The sequence below is a fragment of the Pedobacter sp. SL55 genome, from assembly GCF_026625705.1.
GTDB lineage: Bacteria > Bacteroidota > Bacteroidia > Sphingobacteriales > Sphingobacteriaceae > Pedobacter.
This window is the reverse complement of sequence record NZ_CP113059.1, coordinates 2,883,438-2,895,152: the sequence shown is the minus strand read 5'-3', so window position 1 is coordinate 2,895,152 and position 11,715 is coordinate 2,883,438. Positions and strand designations below refer to the sequence as shown.

Genomic DNA, 11,715 nt, shown 5'->3' with positions numbered 1-11,715 from the left:
GTCTCTACTGTGATTTTCCTTTTCCAACCACCTGTTCATATCTTTCTGACAAATGTTTATACGCATTTTCGCTCATGATAATTCCATTATCTACAATTACACCAATAGCCAATGCAATACCCGTTAACGACATGATATTGGAACTGATGCCAAACGCATTCAACAAAATAAAACTTGCGGCAATGGTAATTGGAATTTGGATAATGATACTTACCGCACTACGCCAGTGAAACAAGAAAATAATCACGATCAACGAAACCACAATCATCTCCTCAATTAAGGTGTGTTTAATAGAATCTACCGATTCTTTAATCAACTCGCCACGATCGTAAACAATATCGAACTTCACCCCTTTTGGCAAACCTTTAGATACCTCAGCCATTTTAGCCTTCACTTTATCAATCACATCAGCAGCATTTTCACCATATCGCATTACCACAATTCCGCCTACACGTTCGCCTTCACCATCTTGATCAAAAATCCCTAAACGAGTTTCGCCGGTCATTTGTACGGTAGCCACATCCGCAATACGAATAGGCGTACCATTCTGGTTTTTAATAGGAATACTAGCAATTTCGTCTATTGATTTTAGATAACCCGACGTTTTAATAATGTACCCAATATCGCTCATTTCGAATTTCCGTCCGCCAGCTTCATTGTTGTTACTTCTTACTGCCGAAATCACCTGTGGCACTGTCAGTTTGTAAAACAGCAGCTTATTAGGATCTATCGCAATTTGGTACTGCTTTTGAAAACCTCCAAACGAAGCAATTTCACTTACGCCTGGTACAGTCTGCAAAGCAAATTTCACATACCAATCTTGGATAGCACGTTGCTCGCCCAAGTCTGTATCTGGCGCATCTAAAGTGTACCACAATACGTGCCCTACGCCCGTTCCGTCTGGACCAAGCTGTGGTGTAGCGCCATCTGGCAATGTTTTCGAAATCGTACTAATTCGTTCCAGCACTCGCTCTCTAGCCCAATACACGTCTACATCATCCTCAAAAATGACATAGATAAAGCTCATACCGAACATGGAAGAACCACGCACATATTTAATTTTAGGAATACCTTGTAAATTGGTTACCAATGGATAAGTAATCTGATCCTCAATCAATTGAGGCGAACGCCCCATCCACTCTGTGAATACAATTACTTGGTTTTCGGACAAGTCTGGTATTGCATCTATCGGATTTTTCTTTACCGCAAAAATGCCCCAAACAAATATCCCAATGGCCAACACCAACACGATAAATCGGTTGCGCATAGACCAGTCAATAATTTGATGTACCATTTGAAAATTATTACCCTCTTTCTTTTCTTTCTTCTAGTCAAGCCGTCATTCCCGCCTACGCGGGAATCTTAAAGCAATAGCAATTATAAATGCATTAAGATTCCTAATCGAGTTGGGAATGACGACAGACGGTGCTAGTGTGCCTTTACCGTTTTACCAGTACGGTCGTATTTGCAGCAGCTTGGCAATTGAGCGTAAACCTCGTTTTTAGCTTTTGCTTTATCCGTATCGTGACCTAAACCAGCTATTTTTTGTTGAATTGCAGCGTTAGTGATTTTAGAACTGTCATAGCTTACCGTTAAAAACTTATTGTCTTTATCCCAAGCAGCACTAGTAATTGCAGCATCTTTCAAGCCAGTTTCGATACGTTTTTTACACATACCACAATTTCCTAATACTTTAATTTTGTCTGTTTTTGTTTGTGCAAAAGCTACAGTACCTAACATAGTGAATGCTACAACAGCGATCATTTTTAATGATTTCATAATTTCTAAATTTTGTTGACAGTAAAATATCAAGCAAAGCTGATTTCACTAGCAACGGGTTAATAAATAAGATTTGGATTGTTTTGGCTAAAAGCCGGTTGGATTTGTTCGAAACTTTGTTTTATCGTCATTCCCAACTCGATTGGGAATCGTAAAGCGTACGCATTAGAATTCCCGCCTATGCGGGAATGACGACATAATTAAAGGCATTACGTTTTCGAAAGAAAGAGGGTATTATATTCTGTAAGTACAGTTTTTGATAAAAATAGGGGTTCGTTGCCCTAATGGAGGCGCATTACTTCTGGCCTCTTGCGAAATAACTTTGGTAACTGTGAAAAGATAGCTTTCCAAAGGTTTTACCTGAGGAAGTACAAAAACCGATTGCTCGAACTTGTAAACCTGTGCACTTGCTTTTTGAGCCTGATCTACTTTTGCTTGATGTTGTACATCTTTACAGCAAGATTTTGCGGAAGATTCCTTTTTTTCCATGCCGCAGAAATCGCAAGCATGTTTTTCGCTATCGGTTAAACTCCAATCTACGAGTTTGCCCATGCAGTAATGAAGATTCACTCCAGCCCCACTGGCTACTGCCAGGTAGAAAAATGCAATAAGTGTTAAAAAGAATTTCTTCATTACGATACAAATATGAATAAAAAGTTAGATAGGTTTTTATATAATTTTCAAAATCTGTTATAGAATTGACAAAATATCGAAAGAATAATGAGTAAAAGCTAATCTTTGAATGCAAAGGGTTTTAGAACGCATCAAAGAAAACAGGGGCTGCACCAACACTTTGGCACCTCCCCTGTTTTTCGTAAAATTATAAACTAGGAAATATTAATATGCCGCAGTAAAACGTTGACGCGGGTGTCTGTTACTTTCCACTTCGTCGGCAATTACGATAGCCAAATCTTCTACAGAAAGTACACATTTGCCGACCTCATCGAAAACTGGGTTTTCTAAACCTAAACGGTATTTACCTGTACGACCAATGGTAATGCCAGGGTGCATTTCTATAGCTGGACTAAAGAAAGTCCAATTCAATTCCTTTTCCTCTTTCAACGTGTTTAGGTAATCTCTTGCCGCAGTTGCTCCAGGTTTAATTTCTGAAGGAAAGCCTGGTCCGTCTACCAATTGATGACCATCAATATACAAACTGCCCGCACCACCAATCACGATCAATCTGCTTACATCCGAAGCTTTTACACCCGCTTGAATTGCCTCTGCACCTTTAATGAAATCTTCAAAAATGTTAGGGTTAGTCCAACCCGGATTGAAAGCACTTACCACTACATCGTTACCATTAACCGCAGCCGCTAAAGCTGCTTGATCTACCACGTCTACGCTTACTGCCTTTACATTTTCTCTTGCCGCCACTTTATCCGTGTTTCTTGCAATGGCTAAAACTTCATGACCGCGGTTAGCCAATTCGTTTACTAAATTTTGTCCTACAAAGCCTGTGGCTCCAATTACTGCTACTTTCATATAATTTAATTAATTGTTAATTTTTATAACTATTACATCTAGTCTTAACTTCTTTGGTTATTGTAATTTGATTATTGATAATTAATTTAATTTGTAACTATTTTTATTACAGTTTTAGCTAAAAAAATATATTAAAATCTGGCGCTAAAATCTGCCAGTGTTTGCTTATCTAACTCACTTACTAAACGTCTTTCTGTTTCATCATATAAATCGCCTAAGTGCCTATTAATATCTCTCCCAACTTCACAAAGTGGATTTGGATCATTTTTATGGCTACCTAAAAGATAATTCCCTTTTACACTTTGGTAAATCGCCCCAAGTTTAATTTGATTTGCCGCTTTAGCCAAAGTTGCACCACCGTTCTTGCCTTCTTTGCTCATCACAAAACCATGTTCTCGTAGGTTAATTAATTCTTTTCTTACCAAAACAGGGTTGATGTTGATACTACCAGCCATATAATCAGAAGACAGCAGTTCTCCATTTGCTTTTTCTAGCAAAACTAAAATATGTAGAGAAATGGCAAATCTTCCGTTATTCATTCTGTAATTTTATTTATTACAGTACAAAGTAACACAATACTTATCGAGCTCACAAATTATTCTACCATTTTTTTGTTAAAATATGTTAGAAATAGTTTAATAATGGTTTTACAACATATCTTTGCAACGCCATTAACACTTACCATCTTGAAAAAGTTTTTTAAAATCTTGGGCATTAGCATTGCCTCATTAATAGCGCTCCTATTTATCGTTCCGTTGCTTATCCCTAAAACGATTAATCAGCAAATTACCAAAACGATTAATCAGAATATCAAAGGAGAAGTTAGCTTTAAAGGCACTGGACTTTCATTTTTCACGCATTTTCCTTCTTTAACGCTTAATTTAGATGAGTTTCTATTGAAAGGTTCTGAGCCTTTTAAAAATGACACTTTGATCTACGCAAAGCAAATGGCTCTGGGTATCAATTTGTTTTCTCTGTTCGGCGATCAAATCAAAGTAGATGAATTTTACTTGGACAATGCCAAAATCAATATCCTTTCTGATGAGCAAGGCCACGCAAATTATAATGTTTACGAAAGCAAAGCCGATGGAAAGAAAAGTACCGATACAGGTAGCACAGCAATCAAAATAGAGGGTATCTACATCAAAAACAGCGATTTGGTTTACAATGACAAATCGATACCGATGATGATTGTTGCCAGACAAGTTAATTACAGCGGCACTGGAGATTTAAGTAAGGCAATTTTCGATTTAAAGAGTAAGCTGTCTATCAAAGATGCTGATATTTATTACGCAGGAACTCCTTACCTATTACACAAAGAGTTAAATGCCAAATTGATTACCAAAATCAATACCAACTCTTTAGATTTATTGTTTGATGAAAACGACATCAAAATCAACTCCTTGCCTATTCGCTTTGTAGGCCGTTTTTCTTTCCTAAAAGATGGTTATGATATGGATTTCAAAACACAGGCGAAGGAAACCGATTTACAAAATATCTTTACTGCCTTACCTGCCGAGATTGCTGAGAAATTGGAAAAAACCAAGGTAAAAGGTTATGCCGAAATTGATGCATCCCTAATTGGAAAGTACATTGCGGAAAGCAACACGATGCCAAGCTTGGCTTTCAATATGAAAGTGCGTGATGGTGAAATCAAAAATCCGAATGCACCAGAGCCTATCAAAAACCTGTTCTTAAACCTACAAACCAAAATCCCGAGCTTAAATCCTGATAGTTTGGATTTGAATATGGACAGTCTGTTCTTTAATATTGGCAATGATTATTTGGCTTCGGTTACGAAAATCAAAGGATTGAAAGAACCACAAATCTATACCAAAACCCGTTCTAACATCGATTTAGAAAAATGGGCAAAAGTGGTGAACATGGATAGCCTAAACATTAAAGGTAGGCTAGTAATGAGTGTAAATGCAGATGGTAAATACAGCAAAAAAGTGGTTAAAAGTGGTTTGCGGCAAGTAGATACCGTTATTGCTACCGTACCAACTTTTGATGCTAAAATTAAACTGAGCAATGGTTATTTCAAATATGCTTCTTTGCCCTCTCCTATAGATAAAATTAACTTCGATTTTGTAGGCAACAACGTTAACGGCGATTACAAGAACACCAAGTTAGAAATTAGCAGTATCGATATCAATGCGATGTCGAATTACATTAAAGGCTATTTGAAACTGCAGACCATCAACAACATCACAGTAGATTTAGGTTTAAAAACAGCGATCAATTTTGCAGAAATTAAGAACTTCTACCCTATTAAAGATTTAGCTTTAGATGGACAGTTAGCGATTGATATAAACAGCAAAGGTTCTTATGATAAAATTAAGAAGCTTTTCCCTATTACCAAGGCTTCAATAAAGTTAGATAGAGGCTATATCAAAACCGCAAACTTTAACGAAGCTTTAGAAAAAATAGATATTGATGCAATTGTTACCAATAATGACGGGACATTAAAAGGCACATTGGTACACATTAAACCCATCTCGTTCGAAATGGCAAAACAGCCATTTTTGTTAAAAGCTAATGTAAGCAACTTCGAAAATGTATCTTACGATATTGCTTCTAGAGGAACTTTAGATATTGGAAAACTGTATAAGATCTTCGCAGTTCCAGGTTACCAAGTTCATGGCTTGATTTACACCAATGTAAATTTTAAAGGCTTGCAGAGCGATGCAATGGCCGGCAGATATGGTCGTTTACAGAACAAAGGTTTCATGAGCATTAAGGATTTGAATATTCTTACCGATATGTTCCCGAATGCGTTCATCATTAAAAACGGCAAGTTTTCATTTACTTCTTCGGCTTTAAAATTTGATGAGTTTAATGCTACTTACGGTGGTTCAGATTTTAAATTAAACGGAAATCTGAACAACTACGTGAACTTTGTTTTTGACGAAAGAGAGAAACTGAGCGGAAGTTTTGTGTTGCATAGCAAGAATATTATAGCAGATGAATTTATGGCTTTCTCTGGCGATACTACCGCAGCAGCAAGTGCCACTAAAGGCGTGATCCTTATCCCTGCCAATTTAAATGTAAGTTTTATAGCCAATGCTGATAATGTAGCATATAGCGGACTGAACCTTAAAAACGCCAAAGGCAAAATGGTAATTAACAATGGTAAACTGATGCTTTCTGAAACAGGCTTTGATCTCATCGGCGCAAAAGTGTTAATGGATGCGAGCTACCAAAGTACCAGTCCAAAATCTGCCAACTTTTATTTTAAACTGAACGCCAAAGAATTTGACATTGCCAGAGCTTACAAAGAAATCACGTTATTTAGAGAAATGGCTACTTCTGCTTCGAAAGTGAAGGGCATTGTTGGCTTAGATTACCAATTAACAGGCAGATTGAATGACGAAATGTACCCAGTATTGCCATCTATAAAAGGTAGTGGTACTTTAACTTTAAAGGATGTGAAATTAGCTGGTTTCAAAATGATGAATGCTGTAAGTAAAGAAACTAAGAGAGATAGTTTAACCAACCCTAATTTGAAAGATGTGGTCGTTAAAACTTCTATCAAAAATAACATCATGACTATTGAACGTACCAAAATGAAGATTGCTGGTTTTAGACCGAGATTTGAAGGCGAAGTAAGCTTAGATGGTCGTTTAAATTTGAAGGGCAGATTAGGTTTACCTCCTTTCGGATTAATTGGTATTCCGTTAAGCGTAACTGGCACGCAAGAAAAGCCAATTATTAAACTGAAACGTAATAAAGACGGTAAATTGGAAGAAACTGAAGACGAGGAGAGTAAGTAGTTTGTTTAAACCATAACTTTCATAGTTCGTCATTTCGAACGCAGAGAGAAATCTAGCCACAGGATAAACTATTAGCTAGATTTCTCCTCATTCTTCGTCGAAAATGACGACAAAGAAAAAGCATCGCTAAACTTTCGGCGCCACTCTCGCTTGTCCAAATTTTTACATCCTATTCTGCTCATCGGTTTTTGCCCTGGCCTTCGCATCTTTCACTTTCTGGTTTCCAAAGTTATATTTAAGGTTGATCATGAAATATTGCGTATCTCTATAATCTGTAAAATACTGGTTTTGATTAGCGTACTTAGCAGAAACGATGCTGTTATCCGTTTTAAAAATATCGTTGACTACGAAACCAACTTCAAATTTCTTGTCGAACATTTTCTTGTTGAGCACAATGTTGGTATTCTGCGATGAAGTGATATTAAACGAACCTTGTATCGATTTAGAATTGTAAACGTAAGACATGTTCAAATCCCAAGTTTTGGCTTTATCTAAAGTAATCTGGGTAGAGACATTTCCGTAGTAGAAGAAATTTTTGTTCTTATACAAAACCTTATCTACACCTATAAAATAATCGTCGTTGTACTCGCCCATGGCATATAAATTCACTTTCCATTTATCCGTTAGCGAAAAACTTTTAGAAACATTAGCTCCGAAGTTATTGCTCTTTTCGATGTTGGTATAGTTGTAAATAGTCTCAAAAGTTTCCGGATTTTGAACAGAAATCTCCATCGAAGGGTTAACTCTGTGGATATAGTAAAGTTCGAAATTCCAATCTTTCAAGGTGTAAGTTGTGCTCAAGTTATGGATCATAGTAGCTTTTAAGTTAGCATCGCCTTGAAAATAAGCGTAGAAGTTATAGTAAGATTTCGACGGGTTAAGAAAATCATAATTGGGCCTGTTGATCCTTTTGCCATAAGAAAACCCTAATTGCTGATCTTTAGCCACATTGTACATCATATAAACCGTAGGAAATAAGTTGGTTCTGGTATTCTTATTTTCTACGAAAGGATTATCGGAAACCGTTTTAATCAGGGTAGTTTCTGAACGCAAACCTGCCTTGGCTTCCCATTTATCCCATTGATAATTTGCAGAAGCATAAGCAGCAAAAATATTTTCCTTGTACTTAAATAAGTTACTTCTATTTGGATCTAGCACTAGATCTTGTTGGTTGCCATCGAAGAAACTTAAATCGTTTTGGTTACTTACATAGCTGTATTTTACGCCACTTTCGAAGGTTAGCTTTTTTTGGCTTAAACGATAATCCAGTTGCGAAGCGTACAAATCAATCAACTGTAAACTGTGGTTTGCAAAGCGATTGTAACGTTCTGGTTCGTTAACGAAACGAAAGAAAGTGGCTACTTCTTGGTTTTCGCGATGATAATTGTTACTGTAATTATTAGACCAAGTTAAGTTATTGGCCCCAAATTTTTTATCATAAGCTAAATAGGCATTGAAACTTCCATAACGCTGTTTTCGATCATTTAAAGTTTGATAACTCGACTGTAGAACATTGTTGGTGGTGTTGTAAATATTGGTGGGCACATTGTAATTCCCAATAGATGCCGGGTTGTAATTCCCATCGAAACCGAACTGGATATTTTGAAGCGTATCGATACTATATTGTGCAGCAAAATTGTAAGAATGTTGTTCATGTGCCTGTGTCTTTCTAACCATGTCGCTCTCCCATCGCGTTTGGTCATCAGCAAAAGTTACTACATCAATATTCTTACGCACATAATCTCCAGATACAAAATTATAGTCGCCACTTAAAGCCCATTTATTGGTATTGAAAGATTGCATCAAGCCTATTCTACCCTTGGCATAAATAGATTGGTGGTAACGTCCCGAAAGTTTGCCCTTGTAGCCAGCTAACTTATTTTGCTTCATTTTAATATTGATGACTGCACCGCCTTGAGCTTCATATTTTGCTGGCGGATTGGTAATCACTTCCACGGAACTGATGCTACTACCCTCCGTATTTTCTAAAAATTGTTTCAGCTGCTCTTGGCTCATCAAAGTTCGCTTGTCGTTGATCGTTACCAGAATTTGGGTGTTACCCTGCACAGAAAGTGCGTCGTTTTTCATTACCACGTTTGGTGTATTCTTCAAAATGTCCCATCCGTTTAAATTTTGCAAAGGCGTTTGATCTATATTGAACTCCAATCTATCCGCTTTGCGTTTTAGCATTGGTTTTTTATAGTTTATGTTTACGGCATTCAACACAATTGTTGTATCTTTTTTTAAGGATTTTTTGGTAGTATCTTCTTGTGCCCATACAAAAAGTGGTATGCACAAGAAAATAGTGAGGGATAACTTCATAGTCATTTATTTTCTGCAAAACTGTTGCGAAAATGGCAGAAGCTGAGTTAACGAAACGTTAATGGAAGGTTAACGTTGTGAAGAACTAATTTAGCTTCGTACTTTTGAATGATGAATAAAAAAATTGGCACAACTTTGCTTTTCGTCATCAGCTTTTTGGTGTTGATTGCCTTGCAAAGCTATTACCTGTACAACTCTTATCTTTTGGAGAAAAAAGATTTAAATAAAAAGGTACAGTTAATTGCTAGTGAGGTATTAACGCAGTTAGAAAAATACGAGAGCGAGTCTAGCGAAGATTCTTTAATCATGAGCTTAAAAAAGTTATCGTCAAACCAACAGTTCATGAACCAGAAAATCAGTGAAAAGAAACAATGGTATCATTTCAAGAACTTTTACGAATCGCAAGTAGATTCAATTCTAGCCAAGGAAACCATCAATACCGATTTTAAGATTGCTTTAAAAAGCGAAATCTATTCTGTGTTTGACGAAACCAAGAAAAAAGACCTTCTACCCAATAAAGCGCCACTAATATTATTTAAAACCAAAGCGCCAATTAGCGAAGGTTTTGTATTTAACGAAGGCAAGTGGAACTCTAATTTTTCTGAAAAGGATACAGAACTAAAAGTTGATGAACACTACCATTACATTATCCGGTCCAGAACTTCGGCAGAATTACTGAACGCAAATTACCTCATCTTTAAGAAAATATTGCCTTTATCGTTGGTCAGTTTATCAATTATTCTTTTGCTTACCTATCTTTTTTGGCGAACGTTAAAGAATTTAAAATTGCAACAGTTGAAAATTTCGCAGCTTTATACCTCTATAGATTCTATCGCTCATGAACTAAACACACCGCTAACTACAGTCAAATTCACTTTAGCCAGCACTCCAGATAGCGACATGAAGCAGCTATTAGACAGACAAATCCAGCGATTGGAAAAAGTAGTTTCTTCTATCCATAATTCTTCTTCCGATAGTGAACTGCTTTTAAAAACAGATGTTGATAGCTATGTTTCGAACATCAGTAAACGATTTGATCAAATTAAATTACAAACAGTTATAGAGTTTAACAACAATGAAACTTTGCTAAAAAGCGATTTTGAGCAGATTTTGAATAATCTTGTAGAAAACTCAGTGAAATATAAAGCAAGCGAAGTGAAGGTTAATTTGCAATTTGGAAAGCAGATTTACATAGAAATAGCTGATAATGGTATTGGTATACCTGAAGAAGCACAACCTTACATTTTTGATAAATATTACCGTGTAAGTAGACCAGAAAACCTACAAATTAACGGATTAGGTTTAGGTTTGTACATCATTAAACAAATCGTCGAAAAGTACAGCGGCAACATCAAAGTGTCCTCAAATGAATTAAATGGCGTAACCTTTAAAATTACTTTACCTAATGCTTAGCCATATTTTATTAGTTGAAGATGATCTTGATCTGGGATTGGTTTTAAAACAATACCTAGAATTTTCGGGTTTCGAGGTAACTTGGTTTTCAAATCCTCTTTTAGTTTTGGAAAAATTAGCTGCGTTGAATAACATTCAATTGGCCATTATAGATGTGATGATGCCAGAAATGAATGGCTTTGATTTATCGAAAATCATCAGTGAGCGCAGTAAAATTCCTTTTTTATTTCTAACAGCCAAAGCACAAAGTATTGACCGGATTTTAGGTTTGAAACTAGGCGCCGATGATTACATTGCAAAACCTTGCGAACCAGAAGAATTGCTGCTGAGGGTAAAAAACATCCTCAAACGTGAGCAGAAAAGTGAATTGGCACAAATCATTTCGATTGGCAATTACAGCTTTCTACCCTCTCAATATCAAATCGTATTTAAAGATAAAACTTATACCATTACCGAAAAGGAAACGGAATTGCTGATTTTGCTGAGCCAAAACAACCATAAAGTAGTAAACCGCAAAGAAATTTTAGAGAAGCTTTGGGGAGAAAATGATTATTTCTTGGGTAGAAGCCTGGATGTTTTCATGACGAGGTTGCGAAAATATTTTAAGGAAGATGAGCGCATCAAGTTTGATTCGGTACGTGGCATTGGCTTTAAGGTAGAATTTCCGGATTAGCAGCAAAAGTGTTAGAAAAATAAAAAACCAACCACAAAGACACCAAGAACAGAAAGTTTGGTACACAAATGTAAGTTTCCCAAACCCGATTGAAGTGCAAATACTTTTTGCAGGTGTCATCCTGAGCTTGTCGAAGAATGTTCATTGCTAACAGATGTTTCGATAAACTCAGCATGACAGTTATCGATGGAAAGTACCAGCGAAAAGATTAAAACGAAAGCGGGAGTGACACAAAACAGCACTACCGTCATTGCTTTTCCAAATATTACG

General features: G+C 36.5%; 9 protein-coding genes. 3 read left to right on the top strand and 6 right to left on the bottom strand.

Going from position 1 to position 11,715, the window contains the following annotated elements; all coding sequences use genetic code 11:
• Window positions 1–4 precede the first annotated feature (4 nt).
• From OVA16_RS13040 to OVA16_RS13020, 5 genes are all read right to left on the bottom strand, one after another.
• On the bottom strand, window positions 5–1,294 hold the full coding sequence (locus OVA16_RS13040; protein ID WP_267760054.1) for an efflux RND transporter permease subunit: 1,290 nt from the start codon (window positions 1,292–1,294) through the stop codon (window positions 5–7).
• A gap of 134 nt (window positions 1,295–1,428) precedes the next feature.
• On the bottom strand, window positions 1,429–1,779 hold the full coding sequence (locus OVA16_RS13035; RefSeq protein WP_267760051.1) for a heavy-metal-associated domain-containing protein: 351 nt from the start codon (window positions 1,777–1,779) through the stop codon (window positions 1,429–1,431).
• Between the two features lie 234 nt (window positions 1,780–2,013).
• Window positions 2,014–2,412, bottom strand: a complete 399-nt coding sequence (locus tag OVA16_RS13030) for an HYC_CC_PP family protein (protein WP_267760050.1) — start codon at window positions 2,410–2,412, stop codon at window positions 2,014–2,016.
• Window positions 2,413–2,616: 204 nt separating this feature from the next.
• Complete coding sequence (locus OVA16_RS13025) at window positions 2,617–3,264, bottom strand: NAD(P)-dependent oxidoreductase (RefSeq protein ID WP_267760048.1); 648 nt, start codon at window positions 3,262–3,264, stop codon at window positions 2,617–2,619.
• 131 nt (window positions 3,265–3,395) lie between these two features.
• Window positions 3,396–3,803: an Rrf2 family transcriptional regulator gene (locus OVA16_RS13020; protein WP_267760046.1), complete on the bottom strand. Its 408-nt coding sequence runs from the start codon at window positions 3,801–3,803 to the stop codon at window positions 3,396–3,398.
• 147 nt (window positions 3,804–3,950) lie between these two features.
• Here OVA16_RS13020 and OVA16_RS13015 point away from each other — a divergent pair, with 147 nt between their 5' ends.
• A complete protein-coding gene (locus tag OVA16_RS13015) occupies window positions 3,951–7,037 on the top strand; it encodes an AsmA family protein (RefSeq protein WP_267760043.1) in 3,087 nt (1,028 codons plus the stop codon).
• Between the two features lie 162 nt (window positions 7,038–7,199).
• Here the strand turns inward: OVA16_RS13015 and OVA16_RS13010 are convergent, their stop codons facing one another.
• Complete coding sequence (locus tag OVA16_RS13010) at window positions 7,200–9,359, bottom strand: outer membrane beta-barrel family protein (protein ID WP_267760041.1); 2,160 nt, start codon at window positions 9,357–9,359, stop codon at window positions 7,200–7,202.
• Between the two features lie 108 nt (window positions 9,360–9,467).
• On the opposite strand from OVA16_RS13010, the gene OVA16_RS13005 reads away from it, so the two are divergent.
• Both OVA16_RS13005 and OVA16_RS13000 read left to right on the top strand, forming a co-directional pair.
• The gene (locus OVA16_RS13005; protein ID WP_267760039.1) at window positions 9,468–10,772 is read left to right on the top strand and encodes a sensor histidine kinase; all 1,305 of its coding nucleotides are present in this window, start codon (window positions 9,468–9,470) and stop codon (window positions 10,770–10,772) included.
• The gene (locus OVA16_RS13000) at window positions 10,765–11,445 is read left to right on the top strand and encodes a response regulator transcription factor (RefSeq protein ID WP_267760037.1); all 681 of its coding nucleotides are present in this window, start codon (window positions 10,765–10,767) and stop codon (window positions 11,443–11,445) included. Before OVA16_RS13005 ends, OVA16_RS13000 begins: the two co-directional genes overlap by 8 nt.
• The last annotated feature ends 270 nt before the right edge of the window (window positions 11,446–11,715 follow it).